22 protein-coding genes and 1 pseudogene are annotated in these 26,810 nt (G+C 44.4%); 11 read left to right on the forward strand and 12 right to left on the reverse strand.

Annotation, left to right across the window (positions count from 1 at the left end):
• Positions 1–321: 321 nt before the first annotated feature.
• The gene (gene ygjK, locus BCV39_RS17760) at positions 322–3,012 is read right to left on the reverse strand and encodes an alpha-glucosidase (protein WP_102433571.1); all 2,691 of its coding nucleotides are present in this window, start codon (positions 3,010–3,012) and stop codon (positions 322–324) included.
• 261 nt (positions 3,013–3,273) lie between these two features.
• Entirely contained in the window at positions 3,274–4,038 is a 765-nt protein-coding gene (locus BCV39_RS17765) for a transcriptional regulator (RefSeq protein ID WP_102432563.1), read from the reverse strand.
• Positions 4,039–4,726: 688 nt separating this feature from the next.
• Here BCV39_RS17765 and BCV39_RS23385 point away from each other — a divergent pair.
• The 3 genes and pseudogenes from BCV39_RS23385 to BCV39_RS17780 all read left to right on the forward strand — a co-directional run.
• Positions 4,727–4,896 (forward strand): annotated as a pseudogene (locus BCV39_RS23385) (AraC family transcriptional regulator); the annotation flags it as partial.
• 223 nt (positions 4,897–5,119) lie between these two features.
• The gene (locus BCV39_RS17775) at positions 5,120–5,743 is read left to right on the forward strand and encodes an HAD family phosphatase (RefSeq protein ID WP_102432564.1); all 624 of its coding nucleotides are present in this window, start codon (positions 5,120–5,122) and stop codon (positions 5,741–5,743) included.
• A gap of 37 nt (positions 5,744–5,780) precedes the next feature.
• Complete coding sequence (locus tag BCV39_RS17780) at positions 5,781–6,620, forward strand: hypothetical protein (protein ID WP_102432565.1); 840 nt, start codon at positions 5,781–5,783, stop codon at positions 6,618–6,620.
• A 64-nt stretch (positions 6,621–6,684) separates the two neighbouring features.
• Here BCV39_RS17780 and BCV39_RS17785 read toward each other — a convergent pair whose 3' ends face one another.
• On the reverse strand, positions 6,685–7,278 hold the full coding sequence (locus tag BCV39_RS17785) for a sugar O-acetyltransferase (RefSeq protein ID WP_048609964.1): 594 nt from the start codon (positions 7,276–7,278) through the stop codon (positions 6,685–6,687).
• Between the two features lie 171 nt (positions 7,279–7,449).
• Positions 7,450–8,448, reverse strand: a complete 999-nt coding sequence (add, locus tag BCV39_RS17790) for an adenosine deaminase (protein ID WP_102432566.1) — start codon at positions 8,446–8,448, stop codon at positions 7,450–7,452.
• A 126-nt stretch (positions 8,449–8,574) separates the two neighbouring features.
• On the opposite strand from add, the gene BCV39_RS17795 reads away from it, so the two are divergent.
• Positions 8,575–9,522: a LysR family transcriptional regulator gene (locus BCV39_RS17795; protein WP_102432567.1), complete on the forward strand. Its 948-nt coding sequence runs from the start codon at positions 8,575–8,577 to the stop codon at positions 9,520–9,522.
• Positions 9,523–9,640: 118 nt separating this feature from the next.
• Positions 9,641–11,095 (forward strand): glutathione synthase, encoded by a 1,455-nt coding sequence (locus tag BCV39_RS17800; protein ID WP_102432568.1) that lies wholly within the window; start codon positions 9,641–9,643, stop codon positions 11,093–11,095.
• Between the two features lie 85 nt (positions 11,096–11,180).
• Here BCV39_RS17800 and BCV39_RS17805 read toward each other — a convergent pair whose 3' ends face one another.
• Complete coding sequence (locus tag BCV39_RS17805) at positions 11,181–11,954, reverse strand: helix-turn-helix transcriptional regulator (RefSeq protein ID WP_102432569.1); 774 nt, start codon at positions 11,952–11,954, stop codon at positions 11,181–11,183.
• Between the two features lie 97 nt (positions 11,955–12,051).
• Between BCV39_RS17805 and BCV39_RS17810 the strand changes: the two genes are divergently transcribed.
• Both BCV39_RS17810 and BCV39_RS17815 read left to right on the forward strand, forming a co-directional pair.
• Positions 12,052–13,173, forward strand: a complete 1,122-nt coding sequence (locus BCV39_RS17810) for a multidrug effflux MFS transporter (RefSeq protein WP_102432570.1) — start codon at positions 12,052–12,054, stop codon at positions 13,171–13,173.
• Between the two features lie 418 nt (positions 13,174–13,591).
• Positions 13,592–14,686 carry an HDOD domain-containing protein gene (locus BCV39_RS17815; protein WP_102432571.1) on the forward strand — a complete coding sequence of 365 codons (1,095 nt, stop codon included), beginning with the start codon at positions 13,592–13,594 and terminating at the stop codon, positions 14,684–14,686.
• A 97-nt stretch (positions 14,687–14,783) separates the two neighbouring features.
• Here the strand turns inward: BCV39_RS17815 and BCV39_RS17820 are convergent, their stop codons facing one another.
• The 3 genes from BCV39_RS17820 to BCV39_RS17830 form a co-directional block, all read right to left on the reverse strand.
• A complete protein-coding gene (locus tag BCV39_RS17820) occupies positions 14,784–16,289 on the reverse strand; it encodes an SgrR family transcriptional regulator (RefSeq protein ID WP_102432572.1) in 1,506 nt (501 codons plus the stop codon).
• Positions 16,290–16,299: 10 nt separating this feature from the next.
• A complete protein-coding gene (locus BCV39_RS17825; RefSeq protein ID WP_102432573.1) occupies positions 16,300–17,310 on the reverse strand; it encodes a Gfo/Idh/MocA family oxidoreductase in 1,011 nt (336 codons plus the stop codon).
• A gap of 114 nt (positions 17,311–17,424) precedes the next feature.
• A complete protein-coding gene (locus BCV39_RS17830; RefSeq protein WP_102432574.1) occupies positions 17,425–18,324 on the reverse strand; it encodes a homocysteine S-methyltransferase family protein in 900 nt (299 codons plus the stop codon).
• Positions 18,325–18,566: 242 nt separating this feature from the next.
• Between BCV39_RS17830 and BCV39_RS17835 the strand changes: the two genes are divergently transcribed.
• Entirely contained in the window at positions 18,567–19,268 is a 702-nt protein-coding gene (locus tag BCV39_RS17835) for a lipoate--protein ligase (RefSeq protein WP_102432575.1), read from the forward strand.
• A 19-nt stretch (positions 19,269–19,287) separates the two neighbouring features.
• On the opposite strand, the gene BCV39_RS17840 is transcribed toward BCV39_RS17835, so the two are convergent.
• Together BCV39_RS17840 and BCV39_RS17845 are read right to left on the reverse strand one after the other, a co-directional pair.
• Positions 19,288–20,112 (reverse strand): SDR family NAD(P)-dependent oxidoreductase, encoded by an 825-nt coding sequence (locus BCV39_RS17840; protein ID WP_102432576.1) that lies wholly within the window; start codon positions 20,110–20,112, stop codon positions 19,288–19,290.
• 344 nt (positions 20,113–20,456) lie between these two features.
• Positions 20,457–22,529, reverse strand: a complete 2,073-nt coding sequence (locus tag BCV39_RS17845; RefSeq protein WP_102432577.1) for an alkyl sulfatase dimerization domain-containing protein — start codon at positions 22,527–22,529, stop codon at positions 20,457–20,459.
• A 177-nt stretch (positions 22,530–22,706) separates the two neighbouring features.
• Between BCV39_RS17845 and BCV39_RS17850 the strand changes: the two genes are divergently transcribed.
• On the forward strand, positions 22,707–23,609 hold the full coding sequence (locus BCV39_RS17850; RefSeq protein WP_048660913.1) for a LysR family transcriptional regulator: 903 nt from the start codon (positions 22,707–22,709) through the stop codon (positions 23,607–23,609).
• On the opposite strand, the gene BCV39_RS17855 is transcribed toward BCV39_RS17850, so the two are convergent.
• Complete coding sequence (locus BCV39_RS17855) at positions 23,606–24,484, reverse strand: DMT family transporter (RefSeq protein WP_102432580.1); 879 nt, start codon at positions 24,482–24,484, stop codon at positions 23,606–23,608. The two genes, BCV39_RS17850 and BCV39_RS17855, sit on opposite strands and share 4 nt — an antisense overlap.
• 230 nt (positions 24,485–24,714) lie before the next feature.
• Here BCV39_RS17855 and BCV39_RS17860 point away from each other — a divergent pair, with 230 nt between their 5' ends.
• Together BCV39_RS17860 and BCV39_RS17865 are read left to right on the forward strand one after the other, a co-directional pair.
• Positions 24,715–25,104 (forward strand): VOC family protein, encoded by a 390-nt coding sequence (locus BCV39_RS17860; RefSeq protein ID WP_048660915.1) that lies wholly within the window; start codon positions 24,715–24,717, stop codon positions 25,102–25,104.
• Between the two features lie 51 nt (positions 25,105–25,155).
• Complete coding sequence (locus tag BCV39_RS17865; RefSeq protein WP_102432578.1) at positions 25,156–25,680, forward strand: hypothetical protein; 525 nt, start codon at positions 25,156–25,158, stop codon at positions 25,678–25,680.
• 76 nt (positions 25,681–25,756) lie between these two features.
• Here the strand turns inward: BCV39_RS17865 and BCV39_RS17870 are convergent, their stop codons facing one another.
• Positions 25,757–26,671, reverse strand: coding sequence for a DMT family transporter (locus BCV39_RS17870; protein WP_102432579.1), 915 nt, complete (start codon positions 26,669–26,671; stop codon positions 25,757–25,759).
• Positions 26,672–26,810 lie beyond the last annotated feature (139 nt).

A 26,810-nucleotide genomic window follows, 5' to 3' on the forward strand; every position in this document is an offset into this window, starting at 1 on the left:
ATAGTGAACTAAATCAGGGATTCAGCACGCTCTTAATGACTTGAAATTGTAACATAGAAGGCCATATGGATGACGATAAATAGGGCGTTTGGGTAGACTGTTCAGAGAGAAGTTCTTAGTGTGTGACTTTGCTATCTTTCATGGGTAGACAGAGTAGAAGGGGGATATTCTCTCCAAGCAGATAATAAAAGCCGGACAGATTTTTCTGTCCGGCATGATCTTATTGGGTCTAATCTGAAGATTATTAAGTAATTGCAGATGCTAGGGGGGGGGCACCTGCAATACTTAATGCTTGACGTGTTAGTAACTAAATAACAGGTCTTACTTACCCACGAAACCGTTGTACAACATGTAAAGGTGCGCTGCACTCCAAGAGAAGTTATTCGCGCCCTGAACCTCGCCCGTTTCTGGGTTGTAGTTTTCCTGAATCGGGGTAGATTCTGTTAGGCCTTGTGCATTTTGGAATAGCTTGTCGACCATTTGACGCGCTTCTACACCGTAGCCATAGTTGTCCATACCGCGCACACCAAAGTAGAACTGATCTAGCCACACGCGACCACGCCAGTAAATGTCTGGGCCGTAAGCCGGGTTGTCCATTGATGCCGTACCTAGCGGAATCTTAGGTGAGTTAAACTTGCTGGTATTCAGCATGTTCTCCACGACTTTGTCCGCGTGTTCTTGCGTCGCGGCGTTGTTGAATAGTGGTGACCAACCTTCAGGGCCCATGCCTCGCTTCACTAGTACCGGACCTGCACATTGGTTAGGAAGTCCATTTGGTACCACTTCGATATCGTAGTAGAAGCCTGTTGACCCATCGTACATACAACGGTTGATGTACTCTTTGGTGTCCGCTGCTTTTTCTGCAAACTCGGCCGCTTTGTCTGCTTTACCCAGTACGTCGGCGATTTGCGATAGGTATAGGTTATCTGAGTACCAGTAAGATGCTTGGTCTACCGACTCTTGCATCAATGAGTAACCTGAGAGGTTGCTTGAATCGTCAGTGTTCTCGTTGAACTTCACTTCCCAATCTTTCTTCGCTTGAGCCAATTTGTTCATGTTCTCAAGCGAATTATCAAGGTAGGTCACCACTGAACCGTCTGCGCCCATCGCAATATTGTACGTGTTGTCAAAGCCATTGGTGTCGTGCGCGTAGCGACCCATTTGGTCTATCTCTTCCGCTTTTTCTTGTGTCGGTTGTTCAGATAATCCTTGTAGGTTATCGATAGTGTCAATAAAGCCGAACACGCCCGCGTTATCACGACCCGACTCCCAACCCGCTGCGACTTTTGCAGGGATACTCATCGCCGTGTAATCACCAGAAGTCAGCAATTCGTTGTACTTCTCGATACTCGTTTCTTTGAGCCACGTATCGCCATTTGCCTCGTCTTTATATTGGAATTTCATGTCGTCCACAGACGCATCTGATCCCCAAGAACCGTCATTCACGTCACCTGCGAAAACCGTGTGAATTGGATCTTTCGCTGCGCCATATTCCGGAATTCCGTTCTTGTTGGTATCACGAGCACGTAACCACCAATCGTGGAACGCCACTAGCTTCGGATACATTTCTTCTAGCCATTTTTGCGCTTCTTCTGGACGGTTATGCTCATCTTTCAGTGCGGTATACACTTCCCATACCGCCCATGCTGCCAGTGATGGCTTAGTATTACGCTCGTTCCAGTTCAAGCCATCTGTCGCTTGAGGGAACACTTTTTTGTATTCAGTAGACATGCCTTCCCAGCGTTCTGCTGGCAGGTTGTAAGTCACAACATCAAGCAGGTAACCTTCATCCCAAGGGCGCACTGGATCATCAGACTGCACTTGGTATTGGAATACAGTACGAATGTTTTCCATCGCTACATCTGGGTTGAAGTGTGACATTGCGTAAGCTTGCTTCCATGTATCCCACGGCCATGTCATGTTGCCTGAGAAGTAAGGAGCCGTAACGGAAGGGGTTACCGTGTCGTGGTCAATCGCACCCGCAGCTCCACGCCAGTTCGCGTTCAATGTTTCCATTGCTTTTACTGCAACGAACTCATGCTCTTTTGAAGCCGCATCGTTGGTGAGACCGTTTTCTAGGTACTCTTCCCAACGCATTGCTGAATCGTGCATGTAACCTTTTGGATCGGCCATTACTTTATCTAGTTTTGCAAACTCAGACGCTTGTTCTTTGGTGTTTTGAACGTGAGTGTAAGCCGTGTATAACGTGATCTCTTCGCCATCACCTAGAGAGGCCGTTTGCACGAAACCTTTCTTGTCATCATTGATGGTAGAAGTTTCTGGTTTGATAGAACGCGTCACTTCGAACTTTGAATCGCCAGATGTCAACAATGACCATGAATCACGAACTGCGCCAAAAGAGACTTCTACACCACTGTCTGTCGCTGTAATTTCACGGGAGTAAGTTGGGTAAGCTTCTTCAACACTACGGACTGTGCTGTCTTCATTCTTGTATGCCGTGCCATCATCCGCACGATAGTTTTGCATCAACTCACCATCCCATTCACCTTGAATATCTAGCTTATTGGGGTTTTTGATGGTGGTTTTTGCAAGAGAAGTACGACTAGTCACAAAACGCATTTCTAGCTCGGCTTCGATACCGTTCTCGCCTGTATACGTTTGAATCAACGCACCTGGTTGTGAGTATGCGTTTGTCAATTCTAGCGGCATTGGCTGGCCGTCGACAGCCAGAGTCAAACGGTCGAAACGTGCAGCCATGAATGATACGTATTCTTCGGTCAATAGCGCTGTACCACCTAGTGTGATTTCACCACCTTTGGTGTCTAACGTGTGGCCATGCCATGAGCCGTTATCGAACATTGGAATGTAGCGCAGGTGGCCGCCGTGTAAATCACGCAATGCCACAGGTACACCTGCACGATCGATGGTGTTGTGGAATTCGGTTGCTTTAAGTGGAGCATCCACACTCGAGCTATTATCACTACTGTTGCACCCGCTTAGTGTTAGAGCAACCCCGACAGCAATCGCACATAAAGACGTTTTAAACTGCATGTTATATCCTTCTTTATTGATTTTTGAATCTGATCAGGCGAAAAAAGGTCGAGACATGCCCTGCCGAGTTTCGTGAAGAAGATTCAACCTTATTTATTTCACTTATTGGTATGAGAAAAGAGCGCTATTTGCGTCTATTCTTTCTTTATTCAACTTGTTTAAATAACAAGTTATTAATTATTTAATAATATTGTGCCTTGATGGATTACGACTAGATTCCTTATCAATCAAATATAAATTATTATTAGTGCGTGTTAATCATTATTCGTTTGCCATCGATATGGATTTTAATAATTCACCGTCAATATTTGGGATCGTATCAGAAAGAAATATCTGATTGCCTGGAGTGTAGGTCATCAACACATTCCTGAGTCGTTCGCTACCTTCACTGTTCTTGTTTTGTACATCAAACTCAATCAGTTTGTTGTATACTTCGTTCGCCAGTTTTTCTTCTTGTTCTTCAGTAATGGCAATGCTTCCCATACAGATAGGGGGACGTACATCATGGCTGAAAACTTCATTTCGAAAACGTTTAGCGAATAAAGTATCAAGCTTAGAACCTTCTTCAAAAATAAAACGACCTTGATCTTTGAATCGGTATTGGTCATTACCTTTCAATTCAACATAATCCATCATTTCTAATGCGCGAAAATATATGGCGACTGACGTATGGCTCAGTTGGTATTTATTGGCAATATCTTGAGGTGACCATTCCTTGCGTCGTAATAGATACAGAAAATCAAACAAGTACGGATATTGATGGAATATTTCACTATTTATATCCGTAATAAACTGCTCGTTCTCTTGCTGTAATTGTTTACCTCGCATAGATAATTCTACTAAGTCAGTATCTAAATGAGTCGCGTACGAGAGTATTTTATCCAGCCCTAAAGACGTGTTATGTAGTTGTCTTTTTATGGTTGAGAGAGGAATTCCCATCCCAGCAGAGAGAGCAGAATAACAAATTCCTTTTTCTTTGATTTTTTCTCGTAAAGCAGCAAGTAAATACGTTGCAGAATTATTCATCTAACAATGCCTGTTCTATTTTCGTCAGTATCCTTGATAATAAATTCAAGAGAATCCTACTCTTGTGATTTTGGTTCCAAATATTTTCAATATTAACTATGAGTTGAGTTTTGCAAATTTGAGAATTTTACTTGTTGTTTATTGAACAAGTTTTACTCAATGTTACTAACGTTTAACTCATTATCAATATGGGGGGAGTATAATTGTTTTGATGCGTAAAATTAAGTTAATGGTGGTTTTTAGTAAAAATTTTCTTACGAGAGATTAATTTGTTGGGTGGGCAGTATCAATAAGTTGTACTTGGGAATTTAGTCTAGATTGATATCACAAAGTATTCGTGATTGACTGGTATTTTATTGAGGAGGTGACCAGTGAAAATATTGTTATAAGGAGTAAGGAGGTTAGTTAAATGGGGAGTGTAATTATTGAAGCGTAATCATATTATATAGTTATTTCTTAAACTTCCTATATATTTGTCCTATTTATTACTCGATCTTTAATTTACTTGGTATCTCACCTTGCTCTCTCTTGGCTTGATAGGCGGAAGGGTGGAAGGGCGAAATTGTCTGCAAGCTGAGAATAAAAAAGCACATCCAATAGGACGTGCTTTGAATGTTTGAGCTTTGTTAGTTGCAAGCTACATAGCTAAGTTTTCATGTCTTAAGTTGGTGAGTGCTTTTAGATGGCCCTGTCTTTTAAGTTCGCTAAGCGCGTTATGACTATTCAAGACTATTCGATCTCAGATATTGCGCTTCACTTGGGATACGCAGATGCCTCACAATTAAAAGAGCGTTTAAGCGAGCGAACGGAATAACACCACTTCAATGGAAAAAGATCAATAAAGGTATAGGTGTATAGCGCTTCTAAAGCACCAACCATATTCTCTTCAGAAGCCGATTTGTGTTAGTTATTTCTTAGTTTATTGATATTGAGAAGGCCGTCGTAATGATGGCCTTTTTTGTACTCTATTGATTGTATATTCTACCCAAGGCTTTTAATTTATAAACGTTCGCTATGAATCTTGATGTGCGGCACTTTGTGTCGCTTTTCCATCAATGACATGGTGATAATGGGAGTGTGTATGAGCTCTAATGAAATCAAAAATGTGGTGTTTGATGTAGGCAATGTCATTGTGCGTTGGGCACCTCTGGAAATTACCCGGCTTACTTTTGGTGATACTGAAGAATTGGAGTCTCGAGCTCGTTCTATTTTTCAAAGTACGATTTGGATGGATTTGAACAAAGGGTTCTTGACCGAAAGTGAGGCCAAGCTTCGTTATCAACAAGAACTCGACTTGCCCCCATTAGAGTGCGCTCGCCTGTTCTATTACGTTAAGCAAACGCAGATCTTACTGCACGGTTCAGTTGAACTCATCGAGCGAGTAAAGCGATCGGGCTATGGTGTGTACGCGCTTACTGACAATGTGGTCGAGATTGTTGAATATTTAAAAAATACCTATCAGTTTTGGGCGTTGTTTGATGGTGCGGCAGTATCTGCTGAATTGGGCATGCTTAAGCCACAACCTGAAATCTACCAAGCGCTGTTATCTAATAATGGGCTTGAAGCTTCAGAAACCGTCTTCATCGATGATATGCCCTATAACGTTGAAGGGGCAAAGGCTGTAGGCATGGCTGGTATTCAGTTTACCGATGCCGCTCAGTGTGAAAACAGCTTGCAGGCGCTTGGCGTTAATTTAATAGATTGACACCTTGGCGAATGAGTTAAATTTGAGGATGTAGAAAATGAAAAGATACCCACCTAAGTCTATCGTTACATTCTTGTTTTTGACTATGTCGGTGCTGGTTTTAGTCGTGGCTTTCGTGCTTCAAATTCGCGGTGAGCAAGCATGTGATAGTTGCTATGAATCAGATAAAGGACAGTTCAAGTTTGTCCTTTATGATGGAACTTCACCTGCGATAATTCCCAGTATTTATAACGAGCTATTACTTAAACAGGCGCCTTTGATGAAGAGCTTCGGCCTGGACTCAATACCGGTCATAACGGTGAGAGTATGGCAAAGCCAAAAGGCGTACTTAGATGAGCAAGAGCGTAGCATTGGACAGCGATATGCGTTTTCTACAGGCTACATCGAGCCTAAAAGTAATGAAATCAGGCTGCTTTATTTTGGTGGTGAAATCCAACGAACGGCATTGCATGAATTTGTGCATTTACTGACACTTCAAATCAACCCCAATTTCGCGAACAACCCTCGTTGGTTGTGGGAAGCCGTAGCCATCTATAAATCTGAAGATTATTGGTTCCACATGAATAACAGGAGCGCCATCAAAGGCCGCTTTGATGGGCTTGTTCAGGACTTATACAATAAGCCGAACAGTAGCTCGGCGGTTTATGAGCTTGGGTATACGGTCGGTGAGTTTATTGAACGTTCATGGGGAGAAGGGGCGTTTGTTGATCTTATTAAGAGCAATGGTGACCCCTCACAGCTTACCGATCAGCCAATAGAATCGCTGTTTTATGATTGGGAAAAATTCGTCAAAACTACGTATTTGAGTGGCCCGAAAAGTGAGTATGAAAAAGCCATGGAACGAAGCCCATTCGATAGAAGAGACACGGTAAACTAATCAAAAAAGAGGTGATGTTTAATTAAAAATATCACCTCTTTTGTCATTTACTTTTAGTTCGCGTTTACTTGCTGTCGTCAGTTGGCTGTTCAGTATTCAAATATCTAATCAATTTTGCCGGCGTACCACCGTATAGGCAATCTGGTGGTACATCATTGTTGACTACTGAGTTCGCTGCGATAACCGAGCGAGCGCCAATCGTTACACCTTGGTTGATCACTGAGTTGCCACCAACCCACACATCATCTTCGATTGTTATGGGTAAACAGAAGGTTTCCCATTTACGGCGGCTACGATAATCAAGGGAGTGTGATGGCGTATAGAATTGAACGCTTGGTCCAATTAAAACATTTTTGCCGACTTTGATTCTCGCACCGTCTAGCATTACTACGTTCATATTAATGAAGGTGTCGTCGCCAATCTCGATGGTTTTGCCAAACTCACAATGAAAAGGGGGCTGGATTAAGCTGCTACTCCCGACCTTCCCAAATAGTTGCTCTTGCAATGTGTGTTGCTGGTCTGGGTCTTGATGGTTGTTGAAAGCCATTAGCGCTTTTCTGGCATTGGAACGCATAGTATCAATTTCTTGGTCTGCACCATCATACACTTGCCCAGATAGCATCTTTTCTAGTTCAGTTTTATCGTTTGTATTACTCATGCTTGCCTACTTTCCGAGAGTCTCGGTCTAAATGACGAATACTGCAAGATTAGCGATTTTTGGACATAAAAAAAGAGAAAAGCCTCAGCCTTTCTCTTCCTATTTTGTACCGTTAAGCTCTGACGTTAAGTGAGCCCAGCTATTCAGCAAAAGACTTACTTTGGTGGCAAATTAGATTTGCTCAACGAAACCCATTAGGTGCTGTTTTACCTCGTCTGAAGCAAAAGCGCTTTCGACAGAGTACTTGTAGATCTCTGCGTAATCTTCTTTTGTTAGACCGAACGTTTCACACACACGTTTCACTTCGTTGGTCATGGTTGTGTTCGACACAGTGCGGTTATCTGTGTTGATCGTTACAACGATGCTGTCTTTTTTGAATTCAGCAATTGGGTGGTCGCCGAATTTGTGAATACACTTAGTTTGAACGTTACTTGTTGGGCAAGTTTCAAGCGCAACTTGCTTCTCTTTAACGATGTTGTATGCGTCTTCATTACCTTGGATGTGAACACCGTGGCCGATACGTTCAGCGTCAAGCAGTGTTACTGCATCGTAAACGTTCTGACCATGCCATTGCTCACCAGCGTGAACTGTCACACGGTAGCCTTGCTCGATAGCGTATTGCGTGTATTCAGGGAATTCAGCACAGAAGCCTGGCTTTTCACCACCTGCGATATCAAACGCAACTACACCTTTACCAAGGTATGGCTTACCAGCGTCGATAACATCTTTGATTGAATCTTTCGGGAACATACGCAGTACAGACATGATGTAGTTGCCTTTGATGTCGTACTTCTCTTCCGCACGTTTCATGCCTTTCACCGCACTTGCGATGATCGCATCAAGAGACAAGCCCTTGTTTACGTGAAGAATCGGTGCAAAACGAACTTCTAGGTACTTAACGTTTTCTAGTGCAGCGTCTTCGTAAAGCTCAAAAGAGATGCGCTCAATTGCTTCTTCAGTCTGCATCACTTGTAGCGGCAGGCTGAAACAAGCCAAATACTCATCTAGGTTTTTACAATCTTCTGGCACAGTTAGAGATTGAACAACCGCATCGCGATCTTCAGGCAGTTCGATTCCGTACTGTTTCGCCAAATCAATAATGGTGTCTGGACGAACACTTCCGTCAAGGTGGCAGTGCAGATCAATCTTAGGGAGTGCTAGAAAATTCATGAGTATTCCTTAGGTCTATTATTTTTTGAGTTATTAACTCATAGGTTACATGGGCTTAAATTAACAAGTTTGTGATATGATTTAAAGTGACATAAAGTCATCATTAATCTGAATCTAAGGAATATCATGGTAGATGTTAAGAGCTTACTCAAATGTGATATGAATTTACTGCTGTGTTTACACGTTTTGCTTGAAGAGCGCAGTGTGAGCAAAACAGCAGAGCGATTATTCCTTAGTCAGTCCGCGGTGAGTAAGCAACTCACCAAGCTGCGAACTTTGTTTGATGACCCGCTATTTGAGCGCGAATCTAAAGGTCTGTTTCCAACCCCGAAAGCTACTTCTTTAGCGCCTAAGATTCATCAGATCCTTTTGCAAGTTGAACAGCTAACCGTGCCGGACATTTTTGAGCCGAAAGACAGCGAGCGCACTTTTAATATCGATCTTGTTGAAACCGCTTATACCGCGATCTACCCTAAATTTATGCCTAACGCGTTGGCAGATGCGCCGAACATTACGGTAAACAGTACTACTTGGAGTAGCGAAACCTTTAAGCGCCTACTAAAGCGTGAGGTCGATTTTGGGATTGGAATTTTTGAGCTCGATGAAAGAGCGAGTACTCACATTCAAAATATCCCTGCTGAGTTAAACCATGTCGAATTGCTGCAAGATTACTCTGTGTGTTTGATGCGTAATGATCACCCGGTGCTTCAGGAAGATTGGAACCTGCAAGCCTTCCTTAACTACCGTCATATTCAGTTAGTCACTGGTGGCGTTGGCGACTGGTTGCTTCTGGAGATCTTGCAAGCCAAACAGCTTCAAATTAACAAAGCCGCCAACGTGTCGGACATCACCAGCGCAGTAAAGCTGTGCAAGCAAAGCGATTTGTTAATGTGTTATCCGTACAACTCGGTTTGTGACTATATTGAGAGTGGCGAACTGGTGATGAAACCGATTCCCATTGAGTTGGTTCCCGGTGGTTTGTTTTTGCTTTGGCATCGTTATTTTGACTCTGAACCAAGTCACAAATGGCTTCGCGACCTAATCGTCAATAAGACCCAAGAACCTCAGCTGTAAACTGCGAGCTACGATGATCAAAACGGCGAAATAACTTTTTTAAAATTTATTTCGTCTTTTTCGAATGAGCATCGTCTTACTACGGGTGCCAAATGCCCGCCAAGAATGAGATATCTAAATGAATCCAATGCCATCGATTCCGCAACAAGTCATTGAAGATGCTTGTGAGTGGGCCATTATGCACGGTGTCGCTTTTCGTCAGTCTGACAATACCGCGAGACATTGCCCTTTTAGCCTTGCTCCAATGAGTATTGAGCGTAAGGTATTTGAACACCTGTTGAGGGTGACACCGCTTATCACCAAGCTCATCAACAATGTTTCGGAAGACCATGACTTTTTACAGTCATCATTGAGCGATATGACGAAAGCCGATCCGTTTTTTGGTCGCTTGATGGAGCTTCATCAACAGGCTCATGGCAGTGCCGATGAGCGCTTGAATCCAGCTCGACAACCTTTGTTGTTGATGCGTACTGATTTTATGGACGATCGCCGACACGGTGCAAAAGTGATTGAGTTTAATGGCATTGCGGCAGGGATGGCCCCGTTTGGTCAACGCGCTACAGAGTTCCACTCGTTCATGCAAAACCAATGGGCAAACGTTTATAACAATTGGTTGGAAGACCCGTCAGCAACACCGGCTGAAAACCAAGGTTTAACCCAGTTGGCTTACGGTATCGCTAATGCTGCAAGGCAAGTAAAAGCCGACTTCAACGAGCAAGATAAACCGGTTTTCTTGATGGTGGTGCAGAAGAACGAAGACAACGTATATGACCAACATTTGCTTGAAGTTGAGCTGCAAAAACAGGGCATTCGCACGGTTCGTCGTACCTTTGAACAATTGAGTTGCCAGCTTTCATCGGGCGATAATCAACGCTTGTTATTGAAAGATGTGGGCGCTGTCGATGTGGTGTACCTAAGAGCGGGTTATCAGTATTCAGACTACTGGGCTCCAGAACTCAACGAATCGGTTTGTTGCCACACGCTAAGTCAGACTCGCTTGTTTATGGAACAACACCATGTCGCAATGAACGCGACCATCAGCCAGCAATTAGCGACCAGTAAATCCATGCAAATGCTGCTGACCATGATGCCTGCATCAGAATACGCACGCTGGGGTCTAACTCTAGAAGAAGCCGAATTGGTGAAGAGTGTTTTAGCTGACATGAAGCCAATCACCAGTGAGTCGATTGAGTGGTTTAACACACAAGCGAATAAGCAAGAGTGGGTGTTGAAAAACCAAGGTGAGGGCGGTGGCCACTGTGTCTTTGGTGACGATATAAGCCAGCAACTGAGTCAACTTAAGCCAGAAGAGTACGACGCGTGGGCATTGATGCAGCGCTTGTACCCTCATGAACGTGACGTACCGACCATCGCAGTGCGCGACACACAACAAACATTTGTAACAGATCTAGTCAGCGAAGTAGGTTTGTTCACCGCTTACTATCAAGGAGAACCAGTAACAGAGCTCGGTGGCTACGCGGGCTACTTGATCCGCAGTAAACCCGCTAGTGAAAACGAAGGCGGGATCCACAGTGGAAAAGGGATTCTCGATTCGCTGGTGTTGATTGACTAGTTGAATCTGTATTAAAAAACCAGAACTCATGTTCTGGTTTTTTTTATCTGAACTAAGTACAACCTAAGAGTTTGGATTACTACGATCACGTCCCTAACTTGGTAAAGGCCAGTGGTGTTTGTCCGGTTTGTTGTTTGAAAAAGGCAATAAATGCACTGTTGGATGAGAACTTTAGCTGGTGCGCGACATCGCCGACTTGTCGGTTTTCTGAGAGCAGTTCAATCGCTTTAAACAAACGCCATTGTTGTCGCCACTCTTGATAAGTCATGCCTGTTTCGGCTTTGAATAATCGAGTAATCGTCTTGGTACTTGCGCCAACCGAATTCGCTAATGTCGAGAGAGCTGGGGCAAGGAAGGAGGTGGTTCGGACTCGTTTGCAAAAGCTTTTAAAGCGGCGATCTGTTGGTAGCGGCAAGATAAACGAGTGCTGGTTAGCGCTGTAAAACTCTTCCCAGAATAGGCGGGCGGTATTGGTGGTTTGCTCGCGGGCAATGTCCCAATCCCAGAAAGCCATCTTATTGATCAGAGCTTTTAAAAGCTCATTCACTTCCACAATTTCAACCGCTTCTGGGCAGGTGTAAATACTGCTATCAAAATAGAGCGATCGATAAGCAACTACATTAGTCATCTGCGCGCGATGCTTGGTATAAGGCGGGATCCACACAGCTTTTGTCGGCGGCAAAATACAAATGGCGTTTTCTAAGGTCAAGGTGATGCAACCCTGCGGAGCATACAGCAGCTGTCCTTTTACGTGGTGATGTATTCCTGAATCATGCTGACCTAGCTCTGCCGCAATCCCTATTACGGGCGCAGGTAAGCTGTCTGCATCAAACTCAATGGTTTCACTAATTAATGCCATTTGTCCCAATCTTGTTGTTTTTGGTTTTAATGTTGTTAACGAGCCAAGGTTAGTTTCCTCTAGACTTCGCGTCAAGTTCACTGGTCTTGGAAAAATGATGAAAACAAAACCTTCTTTATGGCAAATGGTGCTGCTGTTGATGTTCCCTCAAATCGCAGAAACCATCTATAGCCCGACTCTGGATTCAATATCGAAATCCTTTGATGTCAGTTACACACAAGCGGCGCAAACCCTATCGATTTACTTCTCTGCATTTGCGCTGGGTGTGGTGGTATGGGGCGTGTTAGCGGATAAATGGGGGCGTCGCCCCACCATGTTATTGGGGATGGGGTTATTCGCCTGTTCTTCACTTATTGCCATGCAAACCGACAGTTTTACGTGGTTGATGATTGCAAGAGCGATGGGGGCTTTCGGACTTGCTGTTGGCTCTGTCGTCACTCAAACCATGCTTCGAGATGCCTTTAGCGGTACTGAGCTAGCTAAGGTATTTGGTTACATGGGGATGGGATTGTCGATTAGCCCAATCATCGGGTTGCTACTTGGTGGTCAATTAAGCCAAGCAGGCGGGCATCAATATGTGTTTATTGCTTTGTTTATTATGGTGTTAGCACTGTTGGCACATAGCCTATTGTCATTGCCTGAAACGCAACAGTCTAAGCAGCCATTGCAGTTAAAGTCACTCAGTATTCACATGGTCAAAGATAGCGATATATGGATGTCTGCGTTGCTTGTCGCGTCGTTCAATATTGCGCTGTTTTCTTATTATCAATTGGGTTCATTTGCCTTCATTCAACTTGGATTTAGCGTCGAGCAGTTTGGCTACAGCGGCATTGTGCTTGGGTTCGGAACCTTGTTGGGAAGCTTGGTTAATAAAGCGTTATTGAAGCGACAAGTGTCATCTATCTCTTTGATTAGCTTGGCGGCAGGGCTTCAAACGGTAGGCGCAGTGGGTGTGTACCTTTCACAACACACGATCTGGTTCTTGCTTCCGATGATGTTGGTGGTTATGGCATTCGGTATTGCGATTCCTAATGTTTTGAGTCGAGCATTGGTGCGCTACCAATCTCAAGCAGGAAGTGCAGGTGCACTGTTTGGTTTGATGTATTACACCTTGATTGGTTCTGGGCTAGCTTTAGCGGGAATGATTCAAGATTTAGGTGTGGTGTTGGTGCTTTGTGGTGCGTTATCTGTGTTGGTGACGATACGCAGCCGACTCTAGATTTAACGGTAAGTCTCTCATCTATATAAATTCCGCATTCTATTGGGTGCGGAATTTCTCATTTTATTGATTCGTAACCGTTGGTAACGAAGTATCGGCTGAGCGTATTGGCGAACGTGTTCTGATTGAGCCTTGTTTGACTGAGGTTTATGGGCAAGATTGTGTTAGAAGTAGCAGAGCGCTAATTTAGTCAGCTTCAGGATTCAGATTGATGGAAGAGCGAGCAAGTGTTATTTGCTCGCTTTTTTGTTTCTGGCGAATACCGGAGGCTTGGCCTAGCAAACGGCTAAGTAACATATCCTATATAGCAGAAAAATTAATGATTCATTTATCACTGTATGGTTTATGAGTTGCCTGTGCGATAATCACCGCCGTTATATATCCCTATCTATGTTGTATTCATCTAGGAGCCGTATTGATGTTTAAAAGGGTATTGCAGGCACTATTCTCACCTTTTGTTGATTCAAAAAACAAACCCTCTGCAGAGCCTGTCCAACAAGAGCAACAACAAACCGTTGCTACTGATTCTGTTCCGTCTTCAATTTTTGTTCCGCCGTCGTCCGCTCAGCCATCATCATTAATCGTCGATAAGACACTTAGCCTGCACGATGGTGAATTCCTTGATTATTTGTTTGGAGAGTCTCGCCTTCAAACGGAGTCAGATCCATTTAGCGATTTTGTCGCTTGTCAGATAGAACGTTTGATTCGCTCTCCAAAAGCTTTGCTTAATGAACTGCCAGTGATGCCAGCCTCTGTGACCACGTTAATGGCTGAATTGCAGAGCGATGAGTTTGATATCGATGCATTGTTAAGAGTGATTGAGCGCGAGCCGAGTATGGCTGCCGATGTGATTAAACTGGCTAACAGTGCTTTTTATAAGCGTGGTGAAAAACAGGTTACTGACCTAAAAACAGCATTCTTAAATATGGGTTCTCAAGGGCTTGTTGAAGGAGTAGTGAATAGCTACATGAAGAACTTCACGCCGGGGAACAATATTTACTGGCGTCACTTCGGTGAGAAAATTTGGTATCACAGTGTTCAAACCGCGTCTTTTTCTAAGGAGTTGATGAAAGACTCTTCATCCCAAGAAGATCAGGCTGCGGCGTACTTTGTTGGGTTGATTCGCAACTTAGGCAAGATGATTATTTTCCAAATGATGGTAGAAGCCTTCAAGCATGTAGATCCCTCTGTTCCGCCAAACTCGTTAGCATTGAAGCGCCTGATGAACAGTTACTCTATTCGCCTGACTTACACCATTGCTAAGTTCTGGGAACTGCCAGAATCTGTGTTGACCGCAATTGGCTACCAAGAGTCGAGCCGATACGAATGCACACCACTTGGTCAAGCTGTGTTTGAAGCTAACTACCTAAGTGAGCTGAAATACTTATTGGAAGAGCAGGCGATTGAAGCAGAGCAGTTTAAGACTCGATGTAAAGAGACACTCTTATCTCCAGCGGCATTCAAAGTGGCTAACCGTATCTATAAAGAATCTGAGTTATCGCTAGTGAGCTAACCCTTAGCCTATTCGACCTACGCTGTGACTGAACATTATGATTGGTTGCAGCTTGGTTGGGCTAGGTTGTGAAATACAGTTCAGCTACGAAATACGCTTACAAATGGCTAATCCATAGCTTGTCGAGCTCACACCAACCGAAGCCATTCACTTGCGCGCCGTGTATCTTTTCAGAAACCTCTAAGTTGAACGCTTCTTGCTTGAGCTCAACCACAATCCCAGTTTCATCGAGCCAATGTCTAAGTTCTAACAGCTTATTCATTGTCAGGTCGAGGTTTGGCTCGCGTCGAATTGAGGCTATCCCTTGCTCAATCCTATTTAGCATCTTTGCGGCTAGCGATAAGTCTTCAAAAGGGAAACGAGTAAAGAAACTTAACCATGAGGAGAAGGTATCGTTTTCATCAATAATGCTGCACAGCGCGATGTCTTTGGTCGCTGTGTAGTGTCCATATTCGATATTGGTTTTTTGATCGTCAGATACTGATAATTGCTCGAAAAGCGCTTGGCATTCTGAGGTGTCTTCAACGGTGAACTCACGAGCGGTTTTCGACAACTTCGGGTTTTGAACCTTGAAGAAGGTTGAACCGAAATTCTGTAGAGCTGAATCGCTCGCTCCATTCACCGTGACCGTTTTCTCTGGCATTTTGACGCACACTTGGTTTTGCGCACATGCCTTAGTTTGCGACCAGTCAGGGTAAACCCAAAGCTCAACTCGATTGAGAATCGGTGTGCTGTGTGAATAGGCATTATTGCGGTTTAACCTCAGCATCTTGCTTGAGAAAATCTCCAACGCGAAAGCGCCTGAGCCAATTAGCTTATCGTCTGATGTGTGCTCAAATATCGAAGCCTCAGGTCTAGCCAGTAATCGAGGCAAATGCCAATCAGGCTCACTCAGAGTCATTTTGATCACATCGCCAGTGACAGCCGACACGTCAACAATATGTTGATAGCAACGACGCCAGAATTTGCTCCTAGAGAGTGAGGAGAGACAGCGCACTATGTCTTGGATTTCAAGCGATCGACCGTTATGGAATTGAGCGCCATTACGAACTTGGAAATGCCAAACGGTAGCATCTTCATTATGCTGCCAATGATAAGCTAAATCACCGCTCAGCTTTTCTTGTCGAATTGCAGTGAGGCGTTGGCAAATCTGCATCACTAAGAAACGTTCAGTACGCCTTAGCACACGCTGAGGGTGGAGTGCTTCAAGTTCTCGGTGGAAGGGAATTAATGCTACGTTCTGTGTTGAATGATTGTTGCTGCTCAGAAAGGCTTGCAGCTCAGTGCCAGCGTTTCGGCCATTGAAGCTTAAGGTGTTAAACACCTGCTCAATATTGCCTGAATCTGCTTGGCTTTGTGCGTATTGGTAACACGCCTCAATGGGTTCAACCAGACACGTGAGTTGTGCCTTCTTGCTGCGGCCTGAACTAGCTTGCCACTCAATCCAACCTTGCGCTGTCATCGCTTTGAGTAAGGTCTGAACGTGACGTTCACTCACGTGCAGCAGTGTGGCCAGTTGATTGACTTGACAATGCGATACTCCAGGCCCAAAAGCCTGAAATATCTTTTCATACAGTTCAAGCTTGCGCTTAAGGTTGCCCAATTTGCTTTTCCTAACGATGAGGTTGAGTTAAATGTGGATAGCCAGAGTCAATGAGTGCTTGTTCCATGGTATCCAGTACCTGAGCACTTACATTTGAGCTTAGGATATCAGAGTACGTTTTTCCCTCTAGCACCAGTTGTGAGAAGTGTTCGATTTGATATTCGAACCCATTGCCTTGAATTGGGTGCTCGATGGTGAAGGTTTCATTCTGATATTCGACTTCAATGGAGGCCGGGTTCCACCATTTTTCTTGAATCGTGATGGTTATATCTGGTCCAGTTAATCGAGCTGAGCGGGGCAGGTTGTGCACTGTCGATGCTGATATGGTCGCGTTGATCTCGCCAGAAAACTGAAAGCACGCATCGGTATCGACATTTGAACCCTCATAAAGGCTCGACATCTCTACTTGAGGGCTGGAAGGTGTAACTCCGAGCGTGCGGCACAAATCGTAGAAAAACCACAGTCCGTAGACGCCAACATCGAGCGTTGCCCCGCCTGCTAAGTCCGGGTTGAAGATAAACAAATCAGGATCATAATCGTGATGGTTACCAAAGCTGGCTTCTATCGAATCAATCTTAATCTTGTTGTTGGCTAAGAATGACGTGAGCTCACGATAAGCAGGGAACACCACGGTCTTCATCGCTTCTAGCAGCATCACACCGTTTTGTTCGGCAAGAGTTTTCATCTCTAGCCAATCACTGAGGTTGGTGAAAGCGGGCTTTTCTACCAGTACGTGTTTTTTATGACTTAGAAACAGTTCAGCTAAAGGCTTGTGATAAGGATGAGCCGTGGCGATGTATACCGCTTCAACATCTGGATCTTGCGCCATGGCTTCATAAGATCCATAAGCCTTGTTGCAACCAAACTTATTGGCGAACGTGGCTGCGCGGGAGTGATCTCTTGCGGCAACGGCATAAAGTTCACCATGCAGACAGTGCTCTGTGACTGCGGTTGCGAATCGATTGGCGATATTGCCTAGCCCTGCGATACCCCATTTAATCTTGCGTTGCGTGCCGCTCATCAGTTGCTCCAAATCGTTGTTTTGTATCAGTGTACTCAGAGACGCCACATACAAATAGAGAACAGATTTCTCAACCTGTTCTCTATTTAATTCTATTCTAGTTGAAGCTCCGTATCAGCTCTGTATGGAGCGTTTCCACTCGGCTAAGGCTTGAATGTGTTTTGGCCCAATACCACAGCAACCACCGACAATATTGGCACCCAATGCGTGCCAACGTTTTGCGTAAGCTAAGTAACCTTGGCCATCCAGCTCTCGCATCTCCTGAAACATGTCATTGGCTTCATGTTCACTGCTGATAGGTGCAAAGTTATTGGCGTAGACACCAATTTCCAAATCACTGCCTAACTCGTCGATCACTTTCTTAGCATCGATAATGGCTTGATCCATCACTTCAGGCACTGAGCAGTTAAACATAATGCCTGTCGCGTTAGATTGGCAGGCCAGTTTGATGGCATCTGTTACGCTCTCACCAGAACGAATGTTGGCAGAGTCGCCCTTGGTGTCTTCCAAACTGAATGCGTAGTAACACGGCTTATTTGACTGCTTAAGTACTGCATGAATGGAGGTGAACTCTTGCAGGCTGCAGATAGTTTCCGCGATCCAAAGGTCGATGTTGGGATCTTGTGCATCGTAAAGGGTTTGAATGATTGGCGCCGCTTCTTCGACTTTGAACAAGTCCGGTCGGTAGCTGCCAAACGGTGGCGGAATCGCACCAGCAACTTTCACGGTGTGAGAAGTATTGTCAGCAACTGCTTTAGCCAGTTCGCCAGAAAGTGCGGCTAGTTCAAAGCCTCGTTGTTCAAAGAGCTCTTGACCCAAATGAAAAGGCACACACGCGTAACTATTAGTGATCAGGATTTCAGCACCTGCATCGACAAAGTTTTGATGCGCTTGGCTAACAAAATCGGGTGCTTCAATCAGCGCTTGAGCACTCCAAAGTGGTTGAGAAAATGGCGCGCCAATTTCTTTGAGTTCTCGGCCCATGCCGCCATCAAGTATGGTTAGTGTTTTCATATTCAATACTATCTAAACAATTGCTGAAGTTCTGCCGCCACCATATCAGACAACCTTGTAAGACTGAAGCCATCAAAGTGGAAGTGGTTTTAGCTAAATCAATACATCTCAATAGCGAAAGGAAAAAAGGATGGAGAGGTAATCGGTGCTATGCTGCATTGGGTTTAAGATATATGTTTATCTCATCAACCATCCCAGAACGTTAAATACTAAGTCACCACAATCTGTTGAGGAAAAGTGCATTGAAGTTAACGAATAAACTCGTACGTTACCCGCACATTGATGTTGATCGTGCGTTTGAAAAAGAAGCTGAATTATTGCAGCAAATACAGGCTGGAGAGATTGGACAAGCCTTAATGCTATGGCAAGCAAAAACGCCAACACTCGTTTTGCCCGCAGGTAAAAAGTGGCCAGTGACGGTAGAATCTAGAAAGCAACTTGAGGCACAAGGCTGGCAGCTCACCTCGCGTAAAACAGGTGGCGCTCCCGTTCCCCAACTACCGGGGATCATTAACCTATCGCACATTTACCATTGGCCTCGCGATGAAGCCTACAATATCCAAAAAGCGTATCGACATTTATGTGATGTATTAACCCTGTTTTTTAAAGAACTGGGCATCGATGTGGATGTACACGCAACCCCCGGTTCTTATTGTGATGGTGACTACAATCTCAACATCAATAAACAAAAAATAGTGGGAACGGCTCAGCGTGTTTTGCTGAAACGCGGTGGCGGTCAGGTCGTACTTTCGCAAGCGTGTATCTTGTTAGATGTCGACTTAGAACACATCGTTGCGCCCGTGAACTTTTACAATCAGATTTGCGGCAATCCAACCGTTGTAGAGCCGCACGTTCATACTCTTTTATCTGAGCATGTGACGCCTCTGCCCAACGTAGACTCACTCTTCCAGCAGTTAAGCCAAGCCTTTATCAAGCATGTGTGATGCTATGTGTCTACCAGAATCAACTGGGTGCCATGCACAATTTCTCTTTTAGCAACCGGTCAAGCGTTTCCACTAATTTACGGTTTTTAGCGGGATTCAATGCATCGGCATGGGGATCTTTGAATAACCCAGAATCATTATCAAAATATTGACCGGAAGCGCTGGCAAACTCGTCACTGAGTGCCGCGCGACAAAGGATATCGGCTCCAATTGCCAGATCATTCCCGTCCACGCCATAAGCCTCTTTGACCAATTTGCTGCCAAGGAAAGAAGCAGGGTTCACCGGGATCACCGCAGGTCCATTATCTAATAGAGTGTTGGCCAATTCGATAGACCACATTGTCAGCGCGAGCTTACTTTGCGCGTAAACTGGGCCATCTAATTTGCCTGCGTTCGGACTGGTAAGCGCTTCTAAATCTACGGTTGATTGGGCTGCTGAAGATAGGTTGACGATGCGACCTGTCGCACCAAAAAGAGGGAGCAGCTTCTGTGTTAGTAGATAAGGCGCAATGGTGTTCACAACAAAACGTACATCAAGGTTGTCTGAGGTGGTGATGTCCGACACCTTGTATACGCCAGCATTGTTGATCAGTATATCGAGTCGCTTGTGATTATTTTTGATTTGGGTGGCGAGTTTATCGACATCAGAGAGCGTCGATAGGTCTGCGATATAGCTTTCTATGATTGCACTCTTAGACAGGCGAGACAGAGCGGCCAAGACTTTACTAACCTTAGCTGGGTTGCGACCATGAATCAGAACATGGTGCTCTTGTTGTGTTAGTGCTTTTGCGGTCTCTAAACCAATGCCATCCGTGGCCCCTGTGATCAGAATTGTTTTTTGCATTTTTCTTCCTTTGAAACATTTCCCGTGTAACTTTTATAACAAAGATTCGGTGCGCAAAATTCATACTAGTTCACATGATGGGAGGAACAACGGTTAGGTAATGTGCTGTAAATGAGAATTATGACAATACTGAGTCGGGTAGGATTGCTGGATATTATACTGCGATTTCTCTAAAGCTTTTGTGAGTGGTTTGTAATGGCAAGATTTAAGCCTGCTGGAGGAAATACTCTTGCAAGAAAAAGCCTCAACTAAATTTTTTAGTTGAGGCTTGGTCGTTATTAGCCTTTTTTCAGCCTATATTGGCTTTGTTTGACGTTGTTATTTTATAGATATTTTTTTGGAGCTTAATGCGCGTGTACCGCTGAATCTTGGTATAGCTCTGCATCAACTTCTTCACCTTTGTTTGGACGCGGCACAATCTCAAATGAGGTGTCAGCTTCAGTCAGGGAAGACAACAGTTTGTTCAGAGATGATTTGTCACCTTTCACGCCTGCTTGTCCGTCTTCTAACAGTTTTCCAAGGCTTGTTTTCTTAAGCACGATATCAGACACGTCAGACTTATTGATGATCAGTGTCGTTTCAGCGTCTTGTAGCTCGCTTACTTGAATGTTATTCAGGTTACCGTTAGACATCTCAACGTAGTAGAACTCTTGCACATCTGGTAGCTGAATATTCAATGTAAATGGTGTTTCTTGTGCTTTTAGAGAATCCACTTTTACTGCTAAGTAATCGAGTAGGTTTTCAATCGTCATGTTCGCTAACACGTCCGGAGATGCCGTTTTTGGTGCGCCCGGCTGAGTGCCAATGCGAAGCTCTTGAGCGCCCGTTAGGTAGATGTTTCTCCAACCTGCACCTTCTGATTGATAACCCAATTGCTCGTAAGTGTCTGCCAATAGGCCACGTGCAACTTTGTTATCTGGTTCTGCTTGAATCACCTTATTCAATGCGGTTGCAACGAAGCGGTATTCACCTTCTTGGAAATCTTGTTGCGCTTTTTCAATCACAGCATCGCTGCCGCCCATGTACTCAACAAACTTCACCGATTCTGGCTCGATTGGTAATGGGTTTAGGTTCGCCGGGTTCATATCGAAGTAACCAAGATACATGTTGTACACAGCGCGAGCGTTGTGAGAGTAAGTACCGTGGTAGCCGTTTGTGTGCCAAGTCTGCTGAATGCTGTCTGGCATTACTTCGTAAATCGCATCACCGATGTCTTGCAGAACCACACCGTTATTCGCTAAGCGAAGCGTTTGGTTATGAGTAAAACCGTAAGCATCACGTTGCATTTTTAAGTAGTCAGAAATCTCTTCTTCACCCCAAACTGGAGCTGAGTGGGAGGCGAATAACACCTCAGTTTCTTCGCCCCATGTCACCAACATTTCGTTGATCTTCTTCGACCACTTCAAGCCATCACGTACTTTTGCACCACGCAGTGTGTACAGGTTGTGCATGCCTTGGTAAGTCAGCTCACCAGTCCAAAGTGCTTTCATACTCGGGATATAAGTCACCATCTCAGAGGCTGCTTCCGTCCCAGATGCATCCATGAATTGCATTTCTAGGCCATCAATAACCAGAGTTTCAATCTCTTCGTTATGGTTTAGCTCGTAGTCTGGCAGTACGTAAGTAATGCTACCTGTTGATAGACCTTTAGACAGCGCCGCATCTACAATACCGTGCTTGTGTCGGTTCAACGTTGCACCGTACTGATAAGCGGTACGACGAGACATTGCATTACCCGCCAATACGTTCTCATCTACGATTTCTTTAGTGATGTTTTTCGAACCGTACACTTTTACATCTGGGTATGCATCTTTGATTGCTCTCGCGCCACCAAAGTGGTCAGCGTGAGAGTGAGAGTAAACCATTGCAACGACTGGCAGTTCACCGCCATCAGGTACGTTTTTCTGGAAAAATTTAAGAGCTTTAGCTGCTGCTTCTTTGGTAAGAAGAACGTCGTAAGCAATCCAACCACTGTCACTACGAATGAAAGATATAGACGCTAAATCCGCACCACGAACTTGGTATACTTTACCCGGAACAACTTCATATAAACCTTCAGCCGCTTGGTTTAATACCGCTTGGCGCCAAAGTGAAGGGTTTACCGAATCAGGTGCTTGGTCTGCGTTATTAACACTTGGATCGATGAAGTTAAAGCTATTGCGAATGATGTCGCCAGTCTCTTGGTCAAAGCTAGCAATCAAGCCTTTGTTGTTATTCTCAAAAGCGCGAATATCAGCAAAGTTAAGAGTTTTTGCGAACTCGTTGTTTGCTTTAGTGGTCATTTCGGTTGCATTTTTGCCACCTTGGTCGCCAATTTCGCTGAAGTGTGCGTGGTCATGATTGGCTGCAACCGCAGGGAATGCGAGAGAAATAGCTAGGAACAGTGATGCATTTTTGAATGTGCGAGAAGTTTTCATAATAGCCTCTTCATTTCAGAATTTTGTTTCGTTGAGGCGATTATAGGAATAAGACATATAGCAAAAAATAAAGTAAGCTTTATTTAACACATCACGAACTGTTATGTGTTGTATGCTTAATAGTGACATATTGAAGCCGAAAGCTCGATGCGACCACACCTGACATGGAGAGTGATTGTGAGTGATGTTGAAAAGTTAGACCTGAATTTGCTGAGCGTGTTTTTGGAAGTATACCGATTAAAGTCGATTACCTTAGCATCGGAATCACTGGGTATGACTCAGCCAGGAGTGAGTGGTGCATTGAAGCGACTCCAATCTCAGCTTGATACTGACCTGTTTATTCGTGAAGGTCGAGGGATCATTCCGACTAACGCTGCGGTGCAACTGGCAAGCCGAGTAGAACCCGCACTCGAGGGGATAACCAGCGCAGTCAGTACTTTAAAGCAATTCGATAACCAGCAGCATCATGTATTCAGACTTCTAGTGAATGAGATCGGTTTAACCAAGCTTCAGCCCCTTGTCGAGCAAGATGAAACGCTGGGAAATATCTCAATCGAATTCAATATGGTGCCAAGCAATGAGGAAGATCTTCTGCAGAGTTTGAGCATGCAACAAGCCGACTTGGCGATCGATATTCACTACCCACAAGTGAATGGTTATATGAACCAGCAAGTGATCGAAGATGAGCTCGTATTGATCGCCAAGAAAGGGCACCCAAGGATTGATGGTTCGGTAACGGAAGAGCAGTACTATCATGAGAAACACATCACCTTCAGAATGCGTCGCTCTCGCCTCTATACCGCAGATTACTTTACAAAAAGCCCGATACAGCAACGAAAAGTCAGTTCCGAATGTGATTCATTGATGACGATGTGTGTGTTGGTCTCTGGTTCAGACTGTGTTGGTAGCACGTCTCGTGATTTTGCTAATCAGTTTGCGGAGCGATTCCAACTGCAAGTGCTCGACCAGCCTTTCGAGGTCTTGCCCATGAAGCAGTATATGATTTGGCATAAGAGAACCGATTTGAATCCTGCTCATCAGTGGTTGAGAAACAGGATTCAACAATACATGGCCGACTAACGAGCCGCTCTTGCTGCTCGTTTCTGTTTGGCGCCCTCTATCATCTTAGACGGCGTCATTCCGGTTACTAACATAGTACCAGTGATAACAAGAATTGAACCAACCACTGTGTTGATACCAATCGCTTCATCTAAGAAAAGGTTGCCCCATAAGATGCCAAAAACAGGAATCAAGAAGGTGACAGATAGAGCCGAAGGCGCACCAAGTTCATTGATGAGGTTGAAATAAAGTAGGTACGCTAACCCGGTACATACTGCACCCAATAAGATGACCGACATGGTAATGGTGAGATTGGGTGCTTCTCTCATCGGAATGAAGAACACAAATGGTAATACGATTAATACAGCCGCCCACATGCTGCCATGAGCATTATTGAATGCCTCAACTTTAGGTGCTTGTTTGGTATAGTTTGACGCTATTCCGTAACTAAAGGCCGCCATCACCGCAGCAAAAATAGGAAGTATAGCTTCTTGGCCAATATTCATCGCATCCCAGCCGACTAACACGCCAACTCCTGTTACTCCAATCCCAAGCCCTAGTAGAACTCTCGCCTCGAGTGTTGTTTTTGTCCATATCGCACCAATGATTGCCGCCCATATTGGCGCGGTTGAGTTCAAGATAGCAAGTGTCGAGGCGTTCAGTGTCTGTGCGGCATAAGCGAAAAACAAAAAAGGAAGCGCTGTATTGAACAAGCCAAGAATGAAAAAGTGCTTCGCATGGGCATTAAAAGAAAGCTTCCTTTTCAGGTAAAAAGAAACCAAGAGTAGAGTGACGGCAGCGCACAGCACTCGAGCTTCAATCAACACCGCTGGGCCCAATGGATTCGCGGCAATTCTCATGAAAAGGAACGAGCCTCCCCATATTGCAGCTAGCATGATCAGTTTTAAAAAGCTCACAGTGTAAATCTCGGATTGTGTAAAAACCCGACTATGGATCAAAGCTATGTATTACACAAACTTAGATGTTAATACTGTGCAGCTAATTGTTGTTATTTTGATAATTCAGCCGATCCTTAAATAGGAACATCTTTGATGAATTCTGTTCTGTTTATCCTTCCTTATTTGGCGAGTAATCTAGTGTCATACGTAAACATTAAGTGATAAAAATGAAGATCGAACATATCGCGATTTGGACCAAACAACTCGAAGTGTTGAAACGATTTTATGAAGACTATTTCGGCGCAACATCAAACTCAAAATATCACAACCCAACCAAAGGTTTCTCTTCATACTTCCTGTCTTTCGAAACTGGAAGTCGTTTAGAGATCATGGAAATGGATTCTGTGCCTGAATCGAAAGATGACATTTATGACCAGTTCACAGGCTTCATTCATATGGCGATTTCATTAGGCTCGGAACAAGCGGTTGATGAACTGACTCAGCGTTTGGTTGAAAACGGTTATGAGCGCTTAGACGGCCCAAGAAGAACAGGTGATGGCTATTATGAGAGTTGTGTGCTCGATCCTGATGGTAATCGCTTAGAACTTACCGTTTAATATAGAGACTTAATTGGGTTACTTATCTATTAACGGAACTGAGGTATTACAATGATGAAGCGTACTGTGACTTTCCTTTTTAGTCTTGGGCTTATGGGATGTACTACCTCAGAACCGGTCTATGAGCCAGAGACTGACTTTCAGCCTGAACCATTACAGCCAATAGGCTATCTCGGCTTTAAAGCTCACCAAGAGTGGGCCATTAAGTTCAATGACTGCACCGTTTATGATTTAACCGGCGCGCAGCCTTACCAATGGTTTGATCGCACTTCAGCCTCTATCAGTTGTTATACGTTTAAGCCAACCGATGCTATCGAGCCTCTGCTGGTTTACTCTAATGCTGATTTCAACAGCAAGAAACTCACTCCAATTGACCGTTTTCAAGAGTTGCAGGTATCAGAATCAGGTTGGGGCAGCTTTCCTATTGTCTATGAGACAAGCGGCACTAATTGGCTGAAAGTCAAAGAGGGTTGGATTCACCTCACTTTAGCTGATCAAACGCTTGTACAGTTCTATCCTGGCACTCAAGACCAATCTGGAAAATCTCAACATGACCAATATTTTGAGCAGCATTGATTTGAGATAAAAGAGAAGCCCCAATTTAATACAATAGGGGCTTGATGGTATGGTTGTAGCAGTGATTAGCTTCGAGTTATTTGCTCTTTTTAGCCTTGATTACAAAAGGCATGATGGCACTCAATACGATAACAGCTGCGCCAACTAAGGCGACAGAGTTCGGCAGTTCAGCAAACAACAAGTAACCAAGAATCATTGAGTAGATCATTTGTGAGTACTCAACATTTGAAACCACGTTCGCTTCTCCCCATTTGTAGGCCGTCACACCAAACCATTGACCAATAGACGAGATCACACCAACCAATATCAACAGCAGGAATTCAGAACCTGTTGGCCATTTCCACTCAATAATTGCCGGAACTAGAGCGACTGCGCCAACGAATATCGCTTGATAAGCCAACACCACGACCTTGGATTCTATATTAGCCATTCTTCTCACACAGATAACCGCTATCGCCGCACCTAACGCAGCAACCAACCCCGTCCCGATATAGAACAAAGACTCACTTTCTAACGTCGGTTGCACGACCAACATCACCCCAGTAAACCCTACCAATATGGTTGCCATTCGTGCCCAGCCTACGTTTTCTTGCAGGAACAGGCGGGAAATGACTGCCACAAACAACACCTTCATAAACCCTAACGCGGTCGCGTCGGCAAAGGGAATGTTACTCACGGTTAAGAAGCTAAAGTAGAGGGCGATGAACGCCCCGGTGACGCGCCACACATGCATCGACACCATCTTAGGATTGAGCATCGCATCCATGTTACTGACCATAGAAGGCATTAACAGAGTCACAAAAACAAGCTGACGAAACAGTAGAATTTGGAAGATGTCGATGGTTTGGCTTAACTCTCGCACGATCACACCCACTAAAATAAACAGCGCGTTCGAGATAAGCGCGAGTGCAATTCCTTTGGCTGGGTCGGATAGCGAATTAAAAAATGACAGCAGTGGTTGAGGCACTGCAAAGGAACGATTTATAGACATGACATACCTCGATGTAAATTGAGTATGAAGTCTAAAGCCTACACTGGTAGACGGGTCAAACAAGCTTTTCAAAATATTGAGAGGAATCATTAATAGAACTCATTAACTTGTCATTATTTATATTAATAGAAATCAGATG

It is taken from the genome of Vibrio sp. 10N.286.55.E10, from assembly GCF_002872555.1.
GTDB lineage: Bacteria > Pseudomonadota > Gammaproteobacteria > Enterobacterales > Vibrionaceae > Vibrio > Vibrio crassostreae.

Excerpts from the sequence above, each read along its gene's own strand:
- ygjK (WP_102433571.1), bottom strand. The coding sequence starts at position 3,012 with ATGCAGTTTAAAACGTCTTTATGTGCGATTGCTGTCGGGGTTGCTCTA.
- BCV39_RS17765 (WP_102432563.1), bottom strand. The coding sequence starts at position 4,038 with ATGAATAATTCTGCAACGTATTTACTTGCTGCTTTACGAGAAAAAATC.
- BCV39_RS17775 (WP_102432564.1), top strand. The coding sequence starts at position 5,120 with ATGAGCTCTAATGAAATCAAAAATGTGGTGTTTGATGTAGGCAATGTC.
- BCV39_RS17780 (WP_102432565.1), top strand. The coding sequence starts at position 5,781 with ATGAAAAGATACCCACCTAAGTCTATCGTTACATTCTTGTTTTTGACT.
- BCV39_RS17785 (WP_048609964.1), bottom strand. The coding sequence starts at position 7,278 with ATGAGTAATACAAACGATAAAACTGAACTAGAAAAGATGCTATCTGGG.
- add (WP_102432566.1), bottom strand. The coding sequence starts at position 8,448 with ATGAATTTTCTAGCACTCCCTAAGATTGATCTGCACTGCCACCTTGAC.
- BCV39_RS17795 (WP_102432567.1), top strand. The coding sequence starts at position 8,575 with ATGGTAGATGTTAAGAGCTTACTCAAATGTGATATGAATTTACTGCTG.
- BCV39_RS17800 (WP_102432568.1), top strand. The coding sequence starts at position 9,641 with ATGAATCCAATGCCATCGATTCCGCAACAAGTCATTGAAGATGCTTGT.
- BCV39_RS17805 (WP_102432569.1), bottom strand. The coding sequence starts at position 11,954 with ATGGCATTAATTAGTGAAACCATTGAGTTTGATGCAGACAGCTTACCT.
- BCV39_RS17810 (WP_102432570.1), top strand. The coding sequence starts at position 12,052 with ATGAAAACAAAACCTTCTTTATGGCAAATGGTGCTGCTGTTGATGTTC.
- BCV39_RS17815 (WP_102432571.1), top strand. The coding sequence starts at position 13,592 with ATGTTTAAAAGGGTATTGCAGGCACTATTCTCACCTTTTGTTGATTCA.
- BCV39_RS17825 (WP_102432573.1), bottom strand. The coding sequence starts at position 17,310 with ATGAGCGGCACGCAACGCAAGATTAAATGGGGTATCGCAGGGCTAGGC.
- BCV39_RS17830 (WP_102432574.1), bottom strand. The coding sequence starts at position 18,324 with ATGAAAACACTAACCATACTTGATGGCGGCATGGGCCGAGAACTCAAA.
- BCV39_RS17840 (WP_102432576.1), bottom strand. The coding sequence starts at position 20,112 with ATGCAAAAAACAATTCTGATCACAGGGGCCACGGATGGCATTGGTTTA.
- BCV39_RS17845 (WP_102432577.1), bottom strand. The coding sequence starts at position 22,529 with ATGAAAACTTCTCGCACATTCAAAAATGCATCACTGTTCCTAGCTATT.
- BCV39_RS17855 (WP_102432580.1), bottom strand. The coding sequence starts at position 24,484 with ATGCTAGCTGCAATATGGGGAGGCTCGTTCCTTTTCATGAGAATTGCC.
- BCV39_RS17860 (WP_048660915.1), top strand. The coding sequence starts at position 24,715 with ATGAAGATCGAACATATCGCGATTTGGACCAAACAACTCGAAGTGTTG.
- BCV39_RS17865 (WP_102432578.1), top strand. The coding sequence starts at position 25,156 with ATGATGAAGCGTACTGTGACTTTCCTTTTTAGTCTTGGGCTTATGGGA.
- BCV39_RS17870 (WP_102432579.1), bottom strand. The coding sequence starts at position 26,671 with ATGTCTATAAATCGTTCCTTTGCAGTGCCTCAACCACTGCTGTCATTT.